We start from the raw sequence: 21,573 nt of genomic DNA on the forward strand, positions 1-21,573 counted from the left end.
ACGGCCGGCAATCTCAACGCATGCGTTTGGCAAGAGCCAGACTGGTGGCAAGCAGGCAGACAAGGCCGATGGGCAGGAACAGCCCGAGACCGATGACGAGGAACTGATAAACGGCGCTGACGCTGGTGAAGATGAATTGCAGCATCCAGATGAAGGAACCGAACGGCGCGTGCCAGCGGGAATAGAAAATCCGGTAATCCATGGCGAAGAGAAAGGCCGTCATCAGCACCGTGCCTGCCGTCAACGCCAGGAAGAAGGCGGCAAAACGCGCTTCCACCCGATGGCCGAGCGCCAGATAGCGCCCGACCAGCAGGTTGAAGGGCCAGGAAAGCAGGCCGCCACCGAAATAAAGGATGGCGAGATCGAGGACGTGGCTCGTCTCCAGGCGATTGCGCAGGTAGAGGCCCGATATCGCCGAGATCAGCATCAGGACGCCCCAGAGCGGGGCGCCGACGAAAAGTTCCGGAAAGGACGGCCATGCCGCCCGCAGACGGTTCATTCTCAGGGGTGAACCGGAACGGCGATCCAGCGGCCGTTGCGGCCGTCGGGAGACGCGCTCAGCGCCAGGACGAGGGCGATATGGACAGGCTTGCCCGATTCCGGCTGATAGACGAGGGCGCCGCCCATGCGATATTCCACCGCGCAGCCGCGCTCGGCCGGAATGGCCTTGTCCTCATGGACGAGCTGGCGGTTCGGCGCGCCGTCCTTTTCGATGAGCTGCAGCGTGAAGCCGACGGCACGGTTGTTCATGCCCTTGCAGGCGTCGGGGGCGGCGACCTGCGCATCGCCGAGCAGCAGCGTATAGGCGCCGCGTGCCGGCCCGTCCGTGGCAAGCGTCGTATAGCGGATCGTCTTCATCGGCGAGCCGAGTTCGGTCGGCGGATTGAAGGCCGCGATCAGGCCGGGATTGGTCAGAAGGTCGTATTTGTCCATCTGCTGGCGGGCAGCCGTCAGGTTCTGGCGGCGCGCCTTGGAGAGATTGGCGTCCTTGTCCGTCAGCTCCAGATGAAAGGGCGTGCCCTCGAGATCGGCGCCCGTGTCGGTATCGATGAAATAGGTGTCCGAATAGGGGACCTTGCCGTCCTTCATGCCGAATTCCTGGAAGGCAAAGACCTTGCCGTCGGCGGAAAAGCCGACAGGCTGAATATTGGCGATATCGCCGGCATGGGCCGTTGCGGCCATGCCGGTCAGCACGGCGGCAAGAAACCCGCCCATGAACATGCGCTTCGTCATCTAGCGAGCTCCCTCAGCCGCGTTGCGAAGGGCCGATATCGCCTGGCGATAGGCCTCGACGGTGTCGCCCTTGAAAATTGCCGATCCGGCGACAAGCACATTGCCGCCGGCCTTTGCAACGGCAGGCGCGGTATCAACCGTCACGCCGCCGTCCACCTCAAGCTCGATCGGGCGATCACCGATAAGTGACTTCGCCGCTGCGATCTTGCCTGTCATTGCCGGAATGAATTTCTGGCCGCCGAAACCGGGGTTGACGGACATAATGAGAATGAGGTCGATATCGTCAAGCACGTTCTCGATCACCGAGAGCGGCGTGGCCGGATTGAGCGTGACGCCGACCTTCTTGCCGAGATGGCGGATGGTCTGCAGCGAGCGATGCAGGTGCGGTCCGGCCTCGGCATGGACGGTGATGCGGTCGCAACCGGCCTTGGCGAAAGCCTCCAGGTAGGGATCGGCCGGCGAGATCATCAGATGGCAGTCGAAGGTCGCGTCCGTATAGGAGCGCAGCGACTTGATGACATCGGGGCCGAAGGAAATGTTCGGCACGAAATGCCCGTCCATGACGTCGAGGTGGATCCAGTCGGCGCCGGCCGCGGTGACGTTGCGCACTTCCTCGCCGAGCTTTGCAAAATCAGCCGCCAGGATCGACGGGGCGATGCGGATGGGCAGTGTCGTCATGGGTCTCGGTCTCCATCTCAGCCGGCAGCGGCATGCCGCCTCACGGCATATACAACAGGTCAGTCCGTCCCGTCGGCGGACGGGACGAAAGCACCGTCGCGCCATTCGAGAAGACGATAGGGATTTTGCGCCAGTTCATGAGCCGGCGTGAACGTGACCGGACCGATCGGCGTATCGAATTGCGTGCCGATCAGCTTTTCGGCCACCGGCTTGCCCTCGGCCGCGGCGGCCTGCACGGCCTGATCGGCAATCAGCGCGGCTGCGGCCGCCGGCAGCACATAACCTTCCGGCTCGGCTCCGGCCGCGCGCAGCGCCTCGACGCTTGCCGCCGCCGCCGGCAGAAGCGCATATTCGGGAATGGCGACGGCGCGCACGCCGTCCATCAGCGCCAGCGGCTCGTTTGCCGCGCGCATCGCGTCGCCGCCCAGAATGTCGAGCTGGATGTTCTCGGCCTCGGCGTCGCGGGCGATGGTGGCGACATCGTTCCTGTCGCCGCCGATGAAGACCTTGGTGGCGCCGGCCCGCTTCAGGCGCCGCACGAGGCCGACCTGCTGATCCTGTCCCGGCCGGTAGGTATCGGTGAAGACGGGCTTCAGGCCGTTTTCCTCCAGCGCGTTGCGCACGGCCTCCGTCAGTTCGCGGCCGTGGATCGTGCCGTCCTCGACAAGGGCGATCGGGGACGCCGTCCATTGCTGCAGGATGATCTGGATGATCCGGGCCGCTTCATCGCTGTCCTGCGGCCCCAGGCGGAAGAGGGGCCAGCCGTTCTTCAGCGAATCTTCCATCAGGATGCGCGAGCGCACCGACACGGTGATGACGGGAATATTGGCGTCCTTCAGCTTCGGCAGCGCGCCTTCCAGCGTTTCGCTGCAGAGGAAGCCGATGGCGATCTGCACCTTGGCGGCGATCAGCGCATCGGCGATCGCCTGGCCGCTATTGTCCTGGCAGGTTTCGTTGACGGCAACGAGCGTGTCGCCCGCCTGCCGGATCTGGAAGCCCGCGCCGGCGGAGATCTGGGCGCCGAGCGAGGCGAAGGTGCCTTCCTGCGGCGCCACGACGCCGATCGTCACGCCGGCCGCGCGGCTTTCGGCCGTCAACGCCATCAGCGTCAGGAGGGCGGCTATGACACGCAGGCTCGTCATGAAAGGTGCAGGTCTCTCGTCTGGTCCATGCCCTTTTATCCGCACGGCGGCAATCGTCAAAGAAAAACAAGCGCGTTCTGCAGCTTTTAGCGGGCGCTATTGTAGAAAAGGTAACCGATGCCCGCCATATTGGTGAAATAACAAGAACAAGAAGCGGATTGCGGAGAAGCACGTGTTGAACAGGCAGCATATCGATCCCGGCCTCTATCGCGATGCCATGAGCCGCTACGCCGGCCATGTGCAGCTCGTGACGACGGCGCTCGGCCAGGCCCGGCGCGGCGTTACCATCACGGCCGCCTGTTCGGTGTCCGACAATCCGGCTTCCGTTCTCGTCTGCCTCAACAATACCAACGTGAAGAACGAGATTTTCTGGCGCAGCGGCATATTCGCGCTGAACTCGCTCGGCGCCCACCATCAGGACGTTGCCGACGCCTTTTCGGGCCGTACGCATCTGGAAAACGAGGAGCGTTTCCAAAGCGCCCGTTTCGAAACGCTGGCAACCGGCGCGCCCGTGCTTGCCGATGCGCTTGCGGTTTTCGACTGCCGGGTAACGGACATCAAGGAAATGCCGACCCACAATGTCATCTTCGGCGAGGTCGCCGCCGTGCGCTTCACCGAAGTCCATCCGGCGCTTCTCTACCTGCACCGCGGCTACCATTCGATATAGGCGACAGACCATGGACAATGCCGGCATCGAGGAAATGTTTCAGTCGCTTGGACCCGTCACCATCAAGCGCATGTTCGGCGGCAAGGGCATCTACCATCTCGGCCGCATTCTGGCGCTCGAAGTGCGCGACGAAATCCTGCTGAAGGCCGACGAGGAGAGCGCGCCCGAATTTGCCGCGGCAGGTGCCAGCCAGTGGTTCTACGAGGGGAAGAAAGGCGCGCCGGTGAAGATGCCCTACTGGAGCATTCCCGACGAGGCCTATGACGACCCGGACGTCATGGCGCGCTGGGTGCGGCTTGCCTATGAAGCCGCATTGCGGGCCGAGTGATCAGCGCAACGCGCCGGGCGGAAGCGCCGACAGCGCAGCCCTGGTGAAAGCCGATAGCGGCTCGGGCAGGTCGGCAAGGCCGAACCAGCCGAAATCCGAAAGCTTGTCCGGTTCCGTCAGCTTCGGTTCGCCCGTGACGTCGCGGGCGATATAGAGAAGGGAAATCCAGTGCTGGCGGTCGGCCTCGATGATCTGCTCGGTCGAGCCGATCGGCTCGACACGGCCGATGGTGAGGCCGGTTTCTTCTTCCGCCTCGCGGCGCGCGGCTTCCTCGGCCGGCTCCATATGATCGACCTTGCCGCCGACGATATTCCAGTAGCCGGCTTCGGGCGGACGCATACGCTTGTAGAGAAGGATCTTGCCGTCGCGCAAAATCACCAGGCCTACGCCGAGGCCGGGGAAATCGATGCCGGGCTTGCCCATCGAGGGTCTCAGACCTTGGCGTTTGCCGCGATCAGCATGAAGGCAGGGATATCGTCACCGAATCCGACCGGCGTCGGGCCGTCGTCGTGATCGCGGTGGCGGCGGCGCTCGCGATTGTCGTCGTTGGCGGGATAGGGCCGATTGCCGCGCGCATTGTTCTGCGGCTTCTGTTCTGCTTTGCGCTCGTTCTTCACGCTGTCGGCCTTTGCTGCTGCTTCCACGACTACGCCACCATTATCTTCGGCGTTGATATCAGATTTATGACTCGAAGACCGGCGGTCGCGGCCGCGATCCTTGTCCCGCTCGCGACCCTTGCCGCGACGGGGAGAACGCTCGCTGTCGCGGCTTTCTTCGGCCGGCGGCAGGGCGGAGAGATCGCCGTTCAGCCATTCGACCTTTTCGCCGATCAGCTTTTCGATCGCGTCGGCATATTTCTGGTCATGGCGGGTGACGATGGTGAAGGAAGCGCCGGAGCGGCCGGCACGGCCGGTGCGGCCGATGCGGTGAACATAGTCTTCCGAATGGATCGGCACGTCGAAATTGAAGACGTGGCTGACATCGGGAATATCGAGGCCGCGGGCGGCGACGTCGGAGGCAACGAGCAGCTTGATGTTGCCGTCCTTGAAGTTGGCAAGCATGGTCATGCGCGAGCGCTGGTCCATGTCGCCGTGCAGCGCGCCGACGGAGAAGCCGTGGCGGTCGAGCGACCGGAAGAGTTCGGCGACGTCCTTCTTGCGGTTGCAGAAGATGATCGCGTTCTTGAGGTCTTCCTGGGCGCGGATGAGATCGCGCAGCACGGCGCGCTTCTCGTAATCCTTGCCATGCGAGGCGACGAAACGCTGGGTGATGGTCTTGGAAGCCGAAGCCGGCTTGGCGACCTCGATGCGTTCCGGGTTCTGCAGGAAGCGGTCCGCGAGCTTCTGGATTTCCGGCGGCATGGTGGCCGAGAAGAACAGCGTCTGGCGGGTGAAGGGGATAAGCTTGGCGATGCGCTCGATATCGGGGATGAAGCCCATGTCGAGCATGCGGTCGGCTTCGTCGATGACGAGGATTTCGACGCCGCTCATCAAGAGCTTGCCGCGCTCGAAATGGTCGAGAAGGCGGCCGGGGGTGCAGATCAGAACGTCCGCGCCGCGCTCCAGCTTGCGGTCCTGTTCCTCGAAGGAAACGCCGCCGATGAGGAGGGCGACGTTGAGGCGGTGGTTCTTGCCGTATTTCTCGAAGTTTTCGGCAACCTGGGCGGCCAGTTCGCGGGTCGGCTCCAGGATCAGCGTGCGCGGCATACGGGCGCGGGCGCGGCCCTTTTCCAGAAGCGACAGCATGGGAAGAACGAAAGATGCCGTCTTGCCGGTGCCGGTCTGCGCGATGCCGCAAATATCGCGGCGCTCGAGCGCGAAGGGAATTGCCCCGGCCTGAATGGGAGTGGGGGTCGTATAGCCCGCATCGGTAACAGCGGAGAGCACTTTGGGGCTCAAACCAAGTTCAGCAAATGTCGTCAAAGGGAAAACTGTTTCCGTTCCGTTCGGCCGGTCTCTGGCGAGTCGGCGGGATTGCATGCCGCAATGCTGGGCGACATAGTCCGAAACGGCCGGCAAGTCAAGGAATAGCGCCTCCACCCCTGGGAGCGAGGTGAAGCGTTCGTTACTCCGATCCGGCTATTTTATATAAGTGGCAAGTTTAAGGCCGGCATTCATGAAATAGATCGGATCGACGGCATGTCCATCCTGGCGCACTTCATAGTGCAGGTGCGTGCCGGTGGAGCGGCCGGTGCTGCCGGCCAGCCCGATCACATCGCTGCGGTCCACCGTGTCGCCGACCTTGACCAGGATTTCCGACATGTGGCCGTAGCGCGTCGAAATGCCGTTGCCGTGATCGACCTCGACCATGTTGCCGTAGCCGCCCGTCCAGCCGGCGGCGATCACCTTGCCGGGCGCGGTCGGCCGGATTCGTTCGCCGGGCGAAAAGCGGAAATCGATGCCGGAATGCAGCGCCAGCCGGCCGAGGAACGGATCGCGCCGGTTGCCGAAGGGGCTGGTGATTTCCTTGCCGATGGCCGGATTGCGGAAGGGCAGGGATTCGGCGGTGCTGCGCACGGCCTCCAGGCGCGTCAGCGCGCTGTCGAGCTGGGCCAGCGAATTGTTGAAATCGTCGTTGCTTTCAGGCTCCACATAGGGGCCGCCGACGGCGCTGTCCTCGCCCTGTTTTGCGGCGACCGCCTCGGCCGGAACGGAAATATGGAAGCGGTCGAGCACGCCTTCGATCGTATCGGCGGCATTGCCGGCATCGCTCGTCAGCTGGTCGATGCGGTTCTTCTGGTCCTGCTCGACAGCCTTCAGCGACAGCGTGACCTTGGAAAAGATGCGGTCGGCGCGATCGCCGACGGTTTCTTCCGACGGGACGTAGGCGAGGGTGGAATTGTCGGGCGCCCCGGCATCGGCCGGCTGGCTGTCGCCGGCCAGAAGCTTTCCGATGGCCTCGGCGCCGCCGCTCAGCGACGCATGCTTGTCCTTCATCTCGGGCGCATAGGATTGCGCCGGGGACTGCGCCTGCGCATCCGCCGCGGCGGCGTCCTTGCCCGTCAGGCCGGAGCTTTCGGCACGGTCGAGAAGGTTGTCGAGCTTCCCGTGGCGCGACGTCAGCGCCATCTGCTGTTCCATCAGCTTGTCCACCTTGTCCTCGACCACCTGCTGATCGAGAAGCTGGCGGGAGGTGATGCGGTCGACCTGGGCGCGCAAGGCGGCGATACGGTCCTCGTAATCGTGCTGCATGCGGGCCTGCCGGGCCATGGTGGCGCCGATCAGATCGTCGCGCAGCACGAGGTAGGAGGTGGCGAGCAGGTAGCCGATCGAGAAGACGCCCACGAAGCAGAAGGCCAGCGCCGCCATCCACGGCTTCACCGTCATGTGGCGCACCTTGTCGCCGCTCGCGAGAATGAGGATGTGTTCCTGTGCCCTCTTGCCGAATACCCGACTGTGATGCCCGCTCGTCACGGAGGGTCCCCCAAAGATTCGCTTTTCAGCGCCCGCCTCATTGGGAAACGATTACATACATTTATGGTTAACGGTCGGTTTACGCGCCCTTGTCGAAGCTTGCCGTTCAGCTCTGGCTGGTCGATGTCAGCGAACGATAGAAAGAGGGCGTCAGGCCGGCTTCGGCGCGCGCCACATCGTTGAAGGGCGCCTTCAGCGGACCGCGGAAATTGGCGCGCACCAGCTCCTGGAACGTGCGCGCCGGATCGCGCTTCTCGCGCGCGCAGAGGAAGCGGAACCATTTGGCGCCGACGGCGACGTGGCCCTTTTCGTCATTGTAGATCACGTCGAGAACGGCGGCGCTTTCGAGATCGCCGGTCTCGCGCATTTTCGCCTGCAGGGCCGGCGTCACATCGAGGCCGCGCGCTTCGAGAATCAGCGGCACGACGGCAAGGCGCGCCGTCAGGTCGTTGCGGGTCGAGTGCGCGGCCTGCCAGAGGCCGTCATGGGCGGGCAGATCGCCGTAATCGGCGCCGAGATCGTTGAGCCGCTTGCGCACCATGCGGAAATGCTTGGCCTCTTCGAAGGCCACCTGCATCCAGCCGTCGAAGAAGGAATTCGGCACATGGGCGGAGGCGAACCGCGCAACGATATCAAGCGCCAGATCGACGGCGTTGAGCTCGATATGGGCAATTGCGTGCAGAAGCGCGATGCGGCCGGGCACGGTGTGCAGCGAGCGCTTCTCGACCTGGGTCGGCGGCACCAGCAGCGGCTTTTCCGGCCGGCCGGGACGCTCGGGCAGGGGCGCGTCCAGCGGCGAGCGCAGCGAGATGCGCCGCGCGAACCACCTGTTTGCGCTCTCCTGGGCGAGTTCCGTCTTGCGGTCGAGATCGGCCGAGCGGATCGCATCGATCGCGCCGCCGCGCAGCGAGGTGATGGACGTCACGCGGCGAGGTTCCTGACGGCTTCGAGCACCGTTGCGGCGTGGCCCGCCACCCTGACCTTCTGCCAGATGGTGGCAATCGTGCCGTCCCTGCGGATCAGGAAGGTGGTGCGTTCGACGCCCATGAAGGTGCGGCCGTACATCTTCTTCTCCTTCCACACGCCATAGGCCTGCAGCGTGGTCTTTTCCTCGTCGGAGGCGAGCGCCACCGTCAGCTTGTGCTTCCTGATGAAACGGTCGTGGCAGGCGGCAGAATCGGGCGACATGCCGACGACGGCGGCACCTGCGGCGGCGAACTCATCGGCAAGGGCTGTAAAGTCAAGCGATTCGGTCGTGCAGCCCGTCGTGTCGTCCTTGGGATAGAAGAACAGGACCACCGGCTTTCCATGGAAATCCGAGAGCGAAATGCGCCCGCCGCCATCGCGGGGCAGGCTGAAATCGGGAGCGGCAGAGCCAATACCGGGAGCGGACATTCTCAAAACTTTCTTTTGCCGGGTTTAGGAGAGATACTATATCAGACAGGGTATATAGTGGACGAAACGGCGTCCCGCCCAGAGTCATTCAGATCAGATTCAGGAGTTTCCCAAGGCGCATGTCAGCCATCCGCGGCGAAAAAGTCACGTTTCGCAAGAAGGACATCGTCGCATTGCACAACCTGCCCTCCGCCCAGGTGGAGGACCCGCTCATCGTGCATTGCCCGCCGCCACGCTCGCGCATGCGCGGCACCGCAAGGGCCACCGGCGGCTTCTGCGCGGTGATCCTGTTCATCCTGGCGGCGATCGTCTTTACCATCGAAAGCGGGATTATCGACGCGCCGCTGTCGCAGCAGGCGCAATCGGCGCTGAACGGCGCGCTCGGACCGCGCTACCGCGCCGAAGTCGGCTCCACCGTCATCCGCTTCACCTCCGGTTTCAGGCTGGCGCTCGAAGCGCGCGACGTCAACATGATCGACCAGCAGAGCGGCCAGCATCTTTCCACCACAGCCTCCATGCGCATGGCGCTCGATCCGCTGCAGCTCTTCCGCGGCCGCATCGCCATATCGTCCGTCGAAGCCGACGATATCGCGCTCGACACGTCGCTGCTTCCGTCGGGCGCTCCCGTCAAGCTCGACGACCTGCGCGTCGATGCGATCCCGGCGGCGATGGAGTCGATCTTCTCGCATCTCGACCTGTTCGAAGCCTTCGTCGAGCGCGGCGCGACCGATTCGGTGCGCATCTCCGGCATCGACATCAAGCTCGCCGATACGGCAAACGGGCCGCTTTCGCTGGTCGTCGACAATCTCGCCTTCGAACATGCCGGGCCGAACGCGCTGCAGCTCAGCGGCCAGATTTCCATCAACGGCGAGGCGGCCGATCTCAACGTGATCACGGAGCAGGCGGGCGGGCGCGCATCCCGGCTCGTCGCCACATTGTCGCATGCCGACCTGACGCCCTTTGCGCTGAAGCGCAACGAACAGGGCGAGATCCGCCAGGGCCTCAACGCCTTCGGCGACCTCACCATTTCCGCCGTCAGGGCCGCCGATGGCGTCAAGCCGTCGCTCAACGCCGCTCTCAAGCTCGATCCGGGGCTGATTTACGTCGACGGCGATTCCCAGGAGCTGACGGACGGGCAAATCAACCTCGGCTATGACTTCGACAAGCAGACGCTGGAGATCGCCAGATCGCAGCTGCAGCTCGGCGCCACCATTCTGCCGTTGACCGGCGCCGTCATCGATCTCGACAAGCTCGATCCCGATGCGGGCAAGGGGTTCGGCATCGATGCGCTGATCAGCGGCGGCACCGCCGCCCCCAATTCCGGCGAGCAGCCGCTGTCCTTCGATCTGCAGGCGACCGGGCGCTATCTCGTTGCCGGCCGCGAATTCCAGTTCGCCAACATGGTCGCGTCCTCGCCGCTCGGCTCCCTTTACGGGGCGCTGCATATCAAGCTGAACGACAAATCGCCGGAGATCAGTTTTGCCGGCAAGTCGCAGCGGATGCAGACGACGGCGGTCAAGCAGCTCTGGCCCTTCTGGATGGCGTCCAAGGCGCGGGTCTGGGTGCTTGCGAACCTGTTCGGCGGCACGGTCAGCGACGCGTCCATTTCGGTCTTCATTCCGGCGGGGCGCCTGGACGAGGCCGCGGGCGGGCGCGGGCTGCGGCTCGACGAAAACCAGCTGCGCATCGCCTTCGACATAGACGGAACGCGCATGAACGTCGCCGGCGAAATACCGCCGGTGCGCGACACCGCGGCGCATTTCGACCTGACGGGCGGAAAAGCGACGATTTCGCTGAAGAGCGGCACCTCCTATTTCTCGTCGGGTCGTTCGGTCGCGCTGCAGCCGGGCACTTTCGTGATGCCGTCCGTCTACGACAAGCCGCTGATGGCCGATATCGACATTTCCGTTTCGGGTTCGGCCGATGCGGTGGGCGAGCTGTTGACCTACAAGCCGATCAAGGTGCTGCAGCGCGCGGGTTTCACGCCGGATGACCTCAAGGGCAATATCGACGCGCATGTGCAGGCGCATTTCGGACTTCTGTCCTCGCAGAACCCGCCGTCGCCCGAGTGGCACGCGCAGATGAAGCTTACCGATGTCGCGCTTGCCAAGCCGTTTTCGGGGCGCGCGATCACCAATCTCGACGGCACGCTGGATGCCGATCCGCAGCAGGTGAAAGTCAAGGGCAAGGCCGATATCGACGGCGTTACCGCCGATATCGACATGCTGGAACCCGTCGAAAAATCCTCCGGCATCGAGCCGCAGCGCGTGATCACGGCAACGCTGAACGGCGACCAGCGCGACAGGCTGCTGCCTGGCCTGTCCGGCATCCTCGGGGGCAGCGTCAAGCTGGTGCTGACGCGGCTCGACGAGGACCGGCAGGACGTGCAGCTCGATCTCGGCAAGGCCTCGCTCGATCTGCCCTGGATCGGCTGGTCCAAGGGCGTCGGCATTCCCGCCGATGCCGAATTCGAGGTTTCCGGCCCGGCCGACAATACGCAGGTGAAGAATTTCCGCCTCAAGGGGGACGGCTTCGGCGCGACGGGCGCGCTCGTGATCGGCAAGAACGGCCTGATATCGGCCGATTTCGACAGCGTGAAACTGTCCTCCGTCGATGATTTCGGTCTCTCGCTGAGGCGCAACAAGGGCGGTTTCGATATTTCCGTCTCCGGCGCCAGCGCCGACGCGCGCCCGATCATCGCCCGGCTGAAATCGGATTCGGACAGCGATAGCGACGGCAGCGACAACAGCAGCGTGACCGTCAAGGCCAAACTGCAGAACATTATCGGCTTCAACGACGAGAAGATCGGCAATTTCCAGGCGCAGATCGCCTTGAGCGGCAGCCGGCTGCAGGCGCTGAACTTCTCCGGCGTCACCGATAGCGGCGAGGCGGTCGTCAGCCAGATGCAGGGCGGCGGCGTCATCAACATCACCAGCGGCGATGCCGGCTCCGTTTCGCGTTTCGCGGATCTCTACCAGCATATGCAGGGCGGCCTGCTCAATCTTTCGATCCGCCTCGGTGCCGGCAGCGGCTGGGACGGCTCGCTCGACGTGCGCCGCTTCTCGATCGTCAACGAGCAGCGCCTGCGTTCCATCGTCTCGACGCCGGTCGGATCGGACCAGCGCAGCCTCAGCGAAGCCGTCAAGCGCGATATCGACACGTCCTCGCAGCGCTTCCAGCGCGGCTTTGCGCGCATCGTCTCGCGCGGCGGGGCGGTCTCCATCGAAAACGGCGTGCTGCGCGGCGACCAGATCGGCGCCACGTTCCAGGGCGTGGTACGCGACGCGAAGGGCAGAATGGACCTGACCGGCACCTTCATGCCGGCCTACGGGCTGAACCGGCTGTTTGCCGAACTGCCGCTGATCGGCGTCATCCTCGGCAACGGTTCGGACCGCGGGCTGATCGGCATCACCTTCAAGCTGACCGGCAAGTTCGACCAGCCGAACCTGCAGATCAATCCGCTCTCGGTGATCGCGCCGGGCGTCTTCCGCCAGATCTTCGAATTCCAATGAGCATGGGAAAGCCGAGACAGGCGCCTGCTTCAAACTGCCGGCAAAATCAGCCGAGCACATCCTCGGCGCAAGGCCGAGGATGACGCCGAGTAAAAGACGAGGCTTGTCCGCAAAGAAAAAGCCGGCGCGACGGCCGGCTTTGCGATTTCATCTTGTCCGCGCAGATCAGGCCGCGCGGCGGATCAGGATGTGCTTCTTCTTGCCAAGCGACAGCTTGATGACGCCGTCGGCGGTAATCTCGCCGCTGCCGATCATCTTGCGTTCGTCGCTGACGGCCTGATCGTTGATGCGCACGGCGCCGCCCTGGACGTGGCGGCGGGCTTCGCCGTTCGAGGCGGCAAGACCGGCGCGCACGATCAGCGAGAGCAGGCCGATGCCGGCGTCGAGTTCGGAGGCAGGGACCTCGACCGACGGCAGGTTTTCCGACAGGCCGCCTTCCTCGAAGGTCTTGCGCGCCGTTTCGGCCGCCTGTTCGGCGGCTTCACGGCCGTGCAGGATCGCGGTGACTTCGGTCGCCAGGATCTTCTTGACCTCGTTGATCTCGGAACCGCCGAGCGCGGAAAGGCGGGCGATCTCGTCCATCGGCAGCGTCGTGTAGAGCTTCAGGAAGCGCGAGACGTCGGCATCCTCGGTGTTGCGCCAGTACTGCCAGAAATCATAGGCCGAGAGCATGTCGGCGTTCAGCCAGACCGCACCCGTGGCCGACTTGCCCATCTTGGCGCCGGACGAGGTGGTCAGGAGCGGCGAGGTCAGCGCGTAGAGCTGCTTTGTCCCCATGCGGTGACCGAGGTCGATGCCGTTGACGATATTGCCCCACTGGTCCGAACCGCCCATCTGCAGGCGGCAGTCGTAACGCTTGGCGAGCTCGACGAAATCGTAGGCCTGGAGGATCATGTAGTTGAATTCCAGGAAGGAGAGCGACTGCTCGCGGTCGAGGCGCGTCTTGACGCTGTCGAAGGACAGCATGCGGTTGACCGAGAAATGCTTGCCGACATCGCGCAGGAACTCGAGATAGTTCAGCGAGCGCAGCCATTCGGCATTGTTGATCATCAGCGCGTCCTTCGGACCATCGCCGTAATTCAGGTAGTTCGAGAAGACGCGCTTGATGGAGGCGATGTTGCCCTCGATCGTATCGACCGTCATCAGCTGGCGCGCCTCCTCCTTGAAGGAGGGATCGCCGACCATGCCGGTGCCGCCGCCCATCAGCGAGATGGCGCGATGGCCGGTCTTCTGCATCCAGTGCAGCATCATGATCTGGATGAGCGATCCGGCATGCAGGCTGGGCGCGGTCGGATCGAAGCCGATATAGGCCGTCACGGTTTCCTTGGCGAAGAGATCGTCGAGGCCGCTTTCATCGGAAATCTGATGAATGAAGCCGCGCTCTTGCAGCGTGCGGAGGAAATCGGACTTGAACTGCGACATGGGTTTCGTCTCTTGAACGTCGAACGGGAATTGGGATTGACGCTTGTTGAACCGTCGCGGCGCGTTTAGCACTGTTTTTGCAAAAGTGCATCCGGGAATCGCATGAAAGGCGCGCGGCGCAATGGATATCGTCAGGACTGCGATCGGCTTGATGAGCGGCACCTCGATGGACGGCATCGATGTGGCGCTTCTGCGGACAGACGGGCGAGGCTTCATCGAGCGCGGGCCGTTTCTCGGCGTGGTCTATGACGGCGGCTTTCGCGAGCGGCTGAAACGGGCGCTGGAATTGGCGCGGCCGCTCACCGATCGCACGGCACGGCCGGACGAACTGCGCGAGATCGAGGCCGAACTCACTGAACGTCATGCAGATGCCGTTACGGCATTTCTCGAGAAATTCGGCCTCGGCAGCCGCGAGATCGACGTGCTCGGTTTCCACGGTCAGACCGTGCTGCACCGGCCCGACGATGCGCTGACGATCCAGATCGGCGACGGCGCGCTTCTGGCCGAACGCACAGGCATTCCCGTCGTCTACGACATGCGCGCCAACGACATGGCGCATGGCGGGCAGGGCGCACCGCTGGTGCCGGCCTATCATGCAGCCCTTGCCGGCCGCTTCCAGAAAGACGGGCAAAGCGTCTGCTTCGTCAATATCGGCGGCATTTCCAACCTTACCTATATCGGCGCGGAAGGCCGCATCGCCGCTTTCGACAGCGGCCCCGGCAATACGCTGATCGACCAGTGGGTGGAGATGCAGACCGGCAAGATCTACGATCCCGGCGGCGAGATCGCCGGGCGCGGGCAGGTGGTGGCCGATATTGCCGCCCGCTATCTCGACAGCCCGTTCTTCGAGGGCAATATCCGCCGCTCGCTCGACCGGGGCGACTTCAAGCCGCTCGGCGACGGCGAGGCGAGCCTCGAGGACGGCGCACGTACGCTGGCCCATGTGGCGGCTGCCTCGATCATCAAATCGGCCGCCTACCTGCCCGAGAGCCCGTCCGTCTACATCGTCTGCGGCGGCGGGCGGCTGAACGGCGCGATCATGGCGGAGTTTGCCGAACTGGCCGGAAGGAAGGGCTCCACCGTCATGAGCGCCGAACAGGCCGGCTTCGACGGCGACGCGATGGAGGCGGAGGCCTGGGCCTATCTGGCGGTGCGGTCGCTGGAAGGACTGCCGCTGACCTATCCCGGCACGACGGGGGTCAGCCAGCCGGTCAGTGGCGGCATTCTGGCGGAGCCTTGAAACGCAAAGAAGCCGTTATTCAACGCCTTAGAAGCTCAAGAGCTTCCTTTTCACGGCCGCGACCACGCTCGGCCATCTCCTGGTAGAGTTTGATCGCTTCGAATTGCTGAACCAGGTCTTCGGCCATGTGTTCCAGCAATGTTTCGCTTCGCAGCCCCTTCTCGGTTGCGATAAATTCGATCTTTTCGCGAATGCTTTCGGAAAGCTCGATTGTAATTGCGCTCATTGCTGCAACCTTTCCATGAAAAGCTCAGGCGTCTGCACGACCAAATGCGGAAATTTGAGCTCCGATCTGGAAAAATCCCGTATGTTCGATGTGACGATAATATGCGCGTTCGCCGCGATTGCCAATTCGACAAGGTGATTGTCGCCTTCATCGGCAAGATTGGGCCGCCATTTGAAGTGCAGAATGCTAAACCTGCATTTGGAAACGAACACATCAAGCAGGAACGTCCGCTCACTTGCGTTCAATCGGGCCGCACGGAAAATCTCGTCACGGCCGATAACATCGCGATATTCCAGCAGCAGCGGCCCGGAAATACAGGGTATGACGCGGTCTTCGAGACAAGCCTCTATAACGCGTGACGCCGCCCCGCGGCCGATACAAGCGCTTATCAAAACGTTCGTATCCACCACGAGACGTACCAAGAAATCACCTGATGCGCTTGGCTGCCGGTTCCGGCACCAGTTCGCCGTTGAGGCGGCGGTCGAGGTAATCCTCGCATTCGGCCATCAGCGTTTCGACCTGACCGTTGAAGAAGTGGTTGGCGTTCGGCACGGTGCGATGGGTGATGAGAATGCCCTTCTGGGTCTTCAGCTTCTCGACGAGGCCGTTGACGTCCTTTTCGGGCGCGACCTTGTCGGCCTCGCCATTGATGATCAGGCCGGAGGACGGGCAGGGCGCCAGGAACGAGAAGTCGTAGGTGTTCGGCTGCGGCGCGATCGACATGAAGCCTTCGATTTCCGGACGGCGCATCAGGAGCTGCATGCCGATCCAGGCGCCGAAGGAATAACCGGCGACCCAGCAGGTCTTCGAATCAGGGTGCAGGCCCTGAACCCAGTCGAGCGCCGAGGCGGCGTCCGAAAGCTCGCCCGCGCCGTGGTCGAATTCGCCCTGGCTGCGGCCGATGCCCCGGAAATTGAAGCGCAGCGTCGTAAAACCACGCTTCTGGAACATGTAGAAGAGCTGGTAGACGATCTGGTTGTTCATCGTGCCACCAAACTGCGGATGCGGGTGCAGAATGACGGCGATCGGTGCGCTTTTTTCCTTGGAGGGCTGGTAGCGGCCTTCAAGACGGCCGGCAGGGCCGTTGAAAATGACTTCGGGCATCGGTACTCCGGGTTTTATTTCGCGTCCACGCTACGTTTGGCGACAACATGACTTGACGACGGTTGTCAGCTTTTCTAAAACGCAGTTTAGAACAATTCGAAACTTGCATGGCGATCCACGCAGCGTGGAACGTGTCATAAGGCAAGCCCGGCGGAAATTTCAAGAAAAATGCACCGCCGCGCCCGAAGCAAGCTCGTCAAGCGCAGGACCGAAGACAATGGCGCCGCCACGCCTTTATCTCGATTGGAACGCAACATCGCCGATGCACCCTGCAGCGCGTGACGCGATCATGCGTGCCGTCGATGTTTTCGGCAATCCCAATTCCGTGCATGGCGAAGGCCGCGCGGCCCGCGCCGCCATTGAAGGCGCACGCCGCAAGGTGGCTTTGCTGGCCGGGGCCGACCCCGCCAACGTGATCTTCACCAGCGGCGCCACGGAAGCCGCCAATATGGTGCTGACGCCGGATTTCAGCATGGGGCGCACGCCGCTGAAGCTCGGCCGCCTCTATCATTCCGCCGTCGAGCATCTGGCGGTGCGCGAAGGCGGGCGCTTCCCGAAGGACAAGACAACGGAAATCCCGGTGACGGATGCCGGCATTGTCGATCTCGCCGCGCTTTCGGCCCTTCTCGACGCCCACGACAAGACGAGCGGCTTGCCGATGGTGGCGATCATGTTCGTCAACAACGAGACGGGCATCGTCCAGCCGGTGGAAGAGGCGGGCCGGATCGTGCGCGCTCATGGCGGGCTTTTCGTCGTCGATGCCGTGCAGGCGGCCGGCCGCCTGCCGATCGAGATCGAGCGCATCGGCGCGGATTTCATGATCGTTTCCTCCCACAAGATCGGCGGGCCGAAGGGCGCAGGCGCCTTGATCGCCCGCGGCGAAGCGCTGATGCCGAAGGCCCTGATCCGCGGCGGCGGCCAGGAGAAGGGTCACCGTTCGGGGACACAGAATTCGCTGGCGCTGATCGGCTTCGGCGCTGCGGCAGAAGCCGTGCTGCAGAACCTTGAAGAGCGCAATGCCGGCATTGCCGCCCTTCGCGACCGGCTGGAAGCCGGCATGCGGGCGGCCGCACCCGATGTCATCATCCACGGCGCCGGCGGTCCGCGTGTTGCCAATACCATCTTCTTCACGCTTCCCTGCCTGAAGGCGGAGACCGGGCAGATCGCCTTCGACCTCGAGGGCGTCGCCCTTTCGGCGGGCTCTGCCTGCTCCTCCGGCAAGGTCGGCGAAAGCCATGTGCTGACGGCGATGGGCCGCGATCCGAAGCTCGGAGCCTTGCGCATGTCGCTCGGCTTTTCGACCACGGAGGAAGACGTGGACAGGGCCATTGCCGCCTTTGCGAAAATAGCCTCCCGGCGAAAGCCGGCGGGCGAGGCGGCCTGAACGCCTCACAAACTTGCGGAAACGAAAATTTCCGCTTGCCAATTGGGCTGAAAAGTCTCTTTTGGCCGCTTATATCAGGGGCAAAAGAAAATTGCCCGCACGACAAGCTGCCGGACCTTTTCTCCGGCGAGATTGGAGAACGACATGCCTGCTGTCCAGGAAACAGTCGATCGCGTCCGTCAGATCGACGTGGACCAGTATAAATACGGCTTCGAAACCGTCATCGAAATGGACAAGGCGCCCAAGGGCCTTTCCGAAGACATCATCCGCCTGATCTCCGCCAAGAAGCAGGAGCCGGAATGGATGCTCGAATGGCGCCTGGAAGCCTACAAGCGCTGGCTGACGATGGAAGAGCCCACCTGGGCCCGCGTCGATTATCCGAAGATCGATTTCAACGCGATCCACTATTACGCGGCGCCGAAGAGCACGCCGGGTCCGAAGTCGCTCGACGAAGTCGATCCCGAGATCCTCAAGGTCTACGAAAAGCTCGGCATTCCGCTGAAGGAACAGGAAATCCTCGCCGGCGTCGAAAAGCCGAAGATCGCCGTCGATGCCGTCTTCGATTCCGTCTCGGTCGTCACGACCTTCAAGGAAGAGCTGAAGAAGGCCGGCGTGATCTTCATGTCGATCTCGGAAGCGATCCGCGAGCATCCCGACCTCGTGCAGAAATATCTCGGCTCCGTCGTTCCGACGACCGACAACTATTATGCGACGCTGAACTCGGCGGTCTTCACCGACGGCTCCTTCGTCTACGTGCCGAAGGGCGTGCGGTGCCCGATGGAGCTTTCCACCTATTTCCGCATCAACGAGAAGAATACCGGCCAGTTCGAGCGCACGCTGATCATCGCCGAGGAAGGCGCTTACGTCTCCTACCTCGAAGGCTGCACCGCGCCGCAGCGCGATGAAAACCAGCTGCATGCCGCCGTGGTCGAGCTGATCGCACTCGACGATGCCGAGATCAAATATTCGACGGTCCAGAACTGGTATCCGGGCGACAAGGACGGCAAGGGCGGCATCTACAATTTCGTCACCAAGCGCGGCGATTGCCGCGGCGACCGTTCCAAGATCTCCTGGACGCAGGTCGAGACCGGCTCCGCCATCACCTGGAAGTACCCGTCCTGCATCCTGCGCGGCGATGACTCCAGGGGCGAGTTCTACTCGATCGCCGTTTCCAACGGCCATCAGCAGATCGACAGCGGCACCAAGATGATCCACCTCGGCAAGAACACGTCGAGCCGCATCATTTCCAAGGGCATTGCCGCGGGCGTATCGCAGAACACCTATCGCGGCCAGGTTTCGGCCCACCGCAAGGCGTCAAATGCGCGCAATTTCACGCAGTGCGACTCGCTTCTGATCGGCGACAAGTGCGGCGCCCATACGGTGCCCTATATCGAGGCGAAGAATTCGACGGCGCAGTTCGAGCACGAGGCGACCACCTCGAAAATCTCCGAGGATCAGCTGTTCTACTGCCTGCAGCGCGGCATTCCCGAGGAAGCGGCGATCGCGCTGATCGTCAACGGCTTCGTCAAGGAAGTCCTGCAGGAACTGCCGATGGAATTTGCCGTCGAGGCGCAGAAGCTGATCAGCATCTCGCTGGAAGGCAGCGTCGGCTAAGCATGCCTCCGTCATCCTCGGGCTTGTCCCGAGGATTTGCCGTGGCCGCAGACAAAGCAAATTTGATCCTCGCCTCCGAGGATAACGATCGAGACCGGTGCGAACGGTCATTCAAGCGGCCCTTGAACCCGCTTATGGACAGGAAAAACGAAATGCTTGAAATCAAGAACCTTCATGCCCGCATCGCCGAAGACGGCACCGAGATCATCCGTGGCCTGAACCTGACCGTGAAGGCCGGCGAAGTTGCCGCCATCATGGGTCCGAACGGCTCCGGCAAGTCGACGCTCTCCTACATCCTTTCCGGTCGCGAAGACTATGAAGTGACCGAGGGCGACATTCTCTATAACGGCGAAAGCATTCTCGAACTCGACGCTGCCGAGCGCGCTTCCAAGGGCATTTTCCTGGCCTTCCAGTACCCGGTCGAAATTCCGGGCGTTGCCACGATGCAGTTCCTGAAGGTGGCGATGAACGAGCAGCGCAAGGCGCGCGGCGAAGACGAACTGACGACGCCCGATTTCATGCGCCGCGTCAAGGAGGCTGCCGGCAAGCTGCAGATCAATACGGACATGCTGAAGCGCCCGCTGAACGTCGGCTTCTCCGGCGGCGAGAAGAAGCGTGCCGAAATCCTGCAGATGGCGTTGCTGGAGCCGAAGCTGTGCGTGCTCGACGAGACCGATTCCGGTCTCGACATCGACGCGCTGAAGATCGTTGCCGATGGCGTCAACGCGCTGCGTTCGCCGGACCGCGCCGTCATCGTCATCACCCACTACCAGCGCCTGCTCGACTATATCGTGCCGGATACGGTCCACGTTCTCTACAAGGGCCAGGTCATCAAATCAGGCGACAAGACGCTCGCCCATGAACTGGAAGCCAACGGTTACGCCGACATTATCGGCGCCGCAGCCTGAGCGTGGCGGAAAGGACGACGTCCATGAACATGCAAACGACGAGCCGCCTGACCGCGGCCGAATCGGCGCTGATCGAAGCCTTCAACCAGCAGATCGGCGAACTGCCGGGCAATGGCGCGGTGACTGCGCTGCGCGACCGGCTGCTCGACGACCTGAAGAAGCAGGGGCTGCCGACGCGCCGCATCGAAGCCTGGCACTATACGGACCTGAAAAACCTGCTGCGCAACGTTCCGGTCCAGGCAGGCGATGCCGGCTCGGAAGCGCTGGAGCCGCTGATCGACGGTTCGCCGGTTCTTGCGGTGATCCAGGGCAGGCCTGTTCACAAGGCAACCGCCGGCGATCTTATGGTCTCGGCCTATTCGGAAAAGCTGACCGACGGTTCGGCGATCGCGGGTCTCGACGCGCTCGGCCGCGACGATGCGGTCGGCCGCATCAACGGCAGCTTCGTCAAGGACGGCTATGCGGTCGAGGTGCCCGACGGCACCGAGCTTGAAGAGCCGCTGGAAATCCAGTTCGTCCATGCCGGCGGCGATATTCACAGCCGGCTGCCGGTTGCCTTCGGCGCCAATGTGAAGGGTGTCGTCATCGAGCGTCACCAGTCGGTGACGGACAATGCCGCGCTCGTGTCGCATGTCAGTGACATCACGGTCGGGCAGGGCACGGAACTGACCTGGATCATCCTGCAGCAGCAGGGCGGCGAGGATACGCATCTCGGCCAGATCCGTGTCGATCTCGGCGCCGATGCCAAGCTCAAGCTCTTCGTCATCAATGCCGGCGGCAAGCTGGTGCGCCAGGAACTGAACATCAAGGTGACGGGCGAGGGCGCCGATCTGACGCTGCGCGGCATCAACCTGCTCGGCGGCGAAACGCATACCGACGTGACGATGGTTCTCGGCCATAACGTGCCGCATACCGGCTCCACCGAGGTCATCCGCAACGTCGTCTTCGACCGCGCCAAGGGCGTGTTCCAGGGCATGATCCGGGTTGCGCCCGATGCCCAGAAGACCGATGCCAAGATGGCCTGCAACACGCTGCTGATGTCCGACGACGCCGAATTCTCGGTCAAGCCCGAGCTCGAAATCTTCGCCGACGACGTGCAGTGCGGCCATGGTGCGACGGTTGCCGATATCGACGACAACCATCTCTATTACCTGATGGCCCGCGGCATCCCGGAAAACAAGGCGCGCGCCATGCTGGTCAACGCCTTCGTGGCCGAGATCGTCGAGGAACTGGAAGACGAAGCCCTGGTCGAGGCGCTGGAAGGCGTCATTTCGGCCTGGCTGGAAAAGCACGCCTGATCGGACAGC

Annotated in this window: 21 protein-coding genes; 8 read left to right on the forward strand and 13 right to left on the reverse strand. The window is 63.1% G+C overall.

The window, feature by feature from the left end; all coding sequences use genetic code 11:
- Positions 1-13: 13 nt before the first annotated feature.
- Genes ACFPWW_RS00655 through ACFPWW_RS00670 form a run of 4 tightly spaced genes read right to left on the reverse strand, consistent with a single transcriptional unit; the run spans position 14 to position 3,053 of the window.
- Positions 14-499: a hypothetical protein gene (locus ACFPWW_RS00655; RefSeq protein WP_112705286.1), complete on the reverse strand. Its 486-nt coding sequence runs from the start codon at positions 497-499 to the stop codon at positions 14-16.
- A 2-nt stretch (positions 500-501) separates the two neighbouring features.
- A complete protein-coding gene (locus ACFPWW_RS00660) occupies positions 502-1,233 on the reverse strand; it encodes a DUF2259 domain-containing protein (protein WP_377309883.1) in 732 nt (243 codons plus the stop codon).
- The gene (rpe, locus tag ACFPWW_RS00665) at positions 1,234-1,911 is read right to left on the reverse strand and encodes a ribulose-phosphate 3-epimerase (RefSeq protein WP_112567632.1); all 678 of its coding nucleotides are present in this window, start codon (positions 1,909-1,911) and stop codon (positions 1,234-1,236) included.
- 59 nt (positions 1,912-1,970) lie between these two features.
- Positions 1,971-3,053 carry an ABC transporter substrate-binding protein gene (locus ACFPWW_RS00670; RefSeq protein ID WP_377309884.1) on the reverse strand — a complete coding sequence of 361 codons (1,083 nt, stop codon included), beginning with the start codon at positions 3,051-3,053 and terminating at the stop codon, positions 1,971-1,973.
- Positions 3,054-3,225: 172 nt separating this feature from the next.
- On the opposite strand from ACFPWW_RS00670, the gene ACFPWW_RS00675 reads away from it, so the two are divergent.
- Together ACFPWW_RS00675 and ACFPWW_RS00680 are read left to right on the forward strand one after the other, a co-directional pair.
- Positions 3,226-3,720, forward strand: a complete 495-nt coding sequence (locus ACFPWW_RS00675) for a flavin reductase (protein WP_112567636.1) — start codon at positions 3,226-3,228, stop codon at positions 3,718-3,720.
- A gap of 10 nt (positions 3,721-3,730) precedes the next feature.
- On the forward strand, positions 3,731-4,048 hold the full coding sequence (locus tag ACFPWW_RS00680) for a TfoX/Sxy family protein (RefSeq protein ID WP_112547728.1): 318 nt from the start codon (positions 3,731-3,733) through the stop codon (positions 4,046-4,048).
- Here ACFPWW_RS00680 and ACFPWW_RS00685 read toward each other — a convergent pair whose 3' ends face one another.
- The 5 genes from ACFPWW_RS00685 to ACFPWW_RS00705 all read right to left on the reverse strand — a co-directional run bounded on the left by ACFPWW_RS00685 (position 4,049) and on the right by ACFPWW_RS00705 (position 8,856).
- Positions 4,049-4,471 carry an NUDIX domain-containing protein gene (locus tag ACFPWW_RS00685; RefSeq protein ID WP_112567638.1) on the reverse strand — a complete coding sequence of 141 codons (423 nt, stop codon included), beginning with the start codon at positions 4,469-4,471 and terminating at the stop codon, positions 4,049-4,051.
- Positions 4,472-4,479: 8 nt separating this feature from the next.
- The gene (locus tag ACFPWW_RS00690; protein WP_112567640.1) at positions 4,480-5,970 is read right to left on the reverse strand and encodes a DEAD/DEAH box helicase; all 1,491 of its coding nucleotides are present in this window, start codon (positions 5,968-5,970) and stop codon (positions 4,480-4,482) included.
- Positions 5,971-6,126: 156 nt separating this feature from the next.
- Positions 6,127-7,461 (reverse strand): peptidoglycan DD-metalloendopeptidase family protein, encoded by a 1,335-nt coding sequence (locus ACFPWW_RS00695; protein WP_112756414.1) that lies wholly within the window; start codon positions 7,459-7,461, stop codon positions 6,127-6,129.
- Positions 7,462-7,567: 106 nt separating this feature from the next.
- Positions 7,568-8,386, reverse strand: a complete 819-nt coding sequence (locus ACFPWW_RS00700; protein WP_112757667.1) for a ferritin-like domain-containing protein — start codon at positions 8,384-8,386, stop codon at positions 7,568-7,570.
- Positions 8,383-8,856, reverse strand: a complete 474-nt coding sequence (locus ACFPWW_RS00705) for a peroxiredoxin (RefSeq protein WP_112757669.1) — start codon at positions 8,854-8,856, stop codon at positions 8,383-8,385. Before ACFPWW_RS00705 ends, ACFPWW_RS00700 begins: the two co-directional genes overlap by 4 nt.
- A gap of 119 nt (positions 8,857-8,975) precedes the next feature.
- On the opposite strand from ACFPWW_RS00705, the gene ACFPWW_RS00710 reads away from it, so the two are divergent.
- Positions 8,976-12,368 (forward strand): DUF3971 domain-containing protein, encoded by a 3,393-nt coding sequence (locus tag ACFPWW_RS00710; RefSeq protein WP_377309890.1) that lies wholly within the window; start codon positions 8,976-8,978, stop codon positions 12,366-12,368.
- A gap of 165 nt (positions 12,369-12,533) precedes the next feature.
- Here ACFPWW_RS00710 and tyrS read toward each other — a convergent pair whose 3' ends face one another.
- Entirely contained in the window at positions 12,534-13,790 is a 1,257-nt protein-coding gene (gene tyrS, locus ACFPWW_RS00715) for a tyrosine--tRNA ligase (protein ID WP_112567650.1), read from the reverse strand.
- 121 nt (positions 13,791-13,911) lie between these two features.
- On the opposite strand from tyrS, the gene ACFPWW_RS00720 reads away from it, so the two are divergent.
- A complete protein-coding gene (locus ACFPWW_RS00720) occupies positions 13,912-15,030 on the forward strand; it encodes an anhydro-N-acetylmuramic acid kinase (protein WP_377309892.1) in 1,119 nt (372 codons plus the stop codon).
- 19 nt (positions 15,031-15,049) lie between these two features.
- Here the strand turns inward: ACFPWW_RS00720 and ACFPWW_RS00725 are convergent, their stop codons facing one another.
- The 3 genes from ACFPWW_RS00725 to ACFPWW_RS00735 are packed head-to-tail and all read right to left on the reverse strand — an operon-like array spanning position 15,050 to position 16,360.
- Entirely contained in the window at positions 15,050-15,256 is a 207-nt protein-coding gene (locus ACFPWW_RS00725) for a hypothetical protein (RefSeq protein ID WP_112567654.1), read from the reverse strand.
- Positions 15,253-15,678: a putative toxin-antitoxin system toxin component, PIN family gene (locus ACFPWW_RS00730; protein ID WP_377309894.1), complete on the reverse strand. Its 426-nt coding sequence runs from the start codon at positions 15,676-15,678 to the stop codon at positions 15,253-15,255. The genes ACFPWW_RS00725 and ACFPWW_RS00730 overlap by 4 nt, the downstream gene beginning before the upstream one ends.
- A gap of 4 nt (positions 15,679-15,682) precedes the next feature.
- Positions 15,683-16,360: an alpha/beta hydrolase gene (locus ACFPWW_RS00735; protein WP_112567656.1), complete on the reverse strand. Its 678-nt coding sequence runs from the start codon at positions 16,358-16,360 to the stop codon at positions 15,683-15,685.
- Positions 16,361-16,577: 217 nt separating this feature from the next.
- Here ACFPWW_RS00735 and ACFPWW_RS00740 point away from each other — a divergent pair, with 217 nt between their 5' ends.
- From ACFPWW_RS00740 to sufD, 4 genes are all read left to right on the forward strand, one after another.
- Complete coding sequence (locus ACFPWW_RS00740) at positions 16,578-17,744, forward strand: cysteine desulfurase family protein (protein WP_112757677.1); 1,167 nt, start codon at positions 16,578-16,580, stop codon at positions 17,742-17,744.
- A gap of 144 nt (positions 17,745-17,888) precedes the next feature.
- On the forward strand, positions 17,889-19,358 hold the full coding sequence (gene sufB / locus ACFPWW_RS00745; protein ID WP_377309898.1) for a Fe-S cluster assembly protein SufB: 1,470 nt from the start codon (positions 17,889-17,891) through the stop codon (positions 19,356-19,358).
- 152 nt (positions 19,359-19,510) lie between these two features.
- Positions 19,511-20,266, forward strand: coding sequence for a Fe-S cluster assembly ATPase SufC (gene sufC / locus ACFPWW_RS00750; protein WP_112567662.1), 756 nt, complete (start codon positions 19,511-19,513; stop codon positions 20,264-20,266).
- Between the two features lie 23 nt (positions 20,267-20,289).
- Positions 20,290-21,564: a Fe-S cluster assembly protein SufD gene (gene sufD / locus ACFPWW_RS00755; RefSeq protein ID WP_112756424.1), complete on the forward strand. Its 1,275-nt coding sequence runs from the start codon at positions 20,290-20,292 to the stop codon at positions 21,562-21,564.
- Positions 21,565-21,573: the final 9 nt, after the last annotated feature.

Origin of the sequence: Rhizobium sp. GCM10022189 (assembly GCF_042656325.1) — a bacterium.
Taxonomy (GTDB): Bacteria; Pseudomonadota; Alphaproteobacteria; order Rhizobiales; family Rhizobiaceae; genus Rhizobium.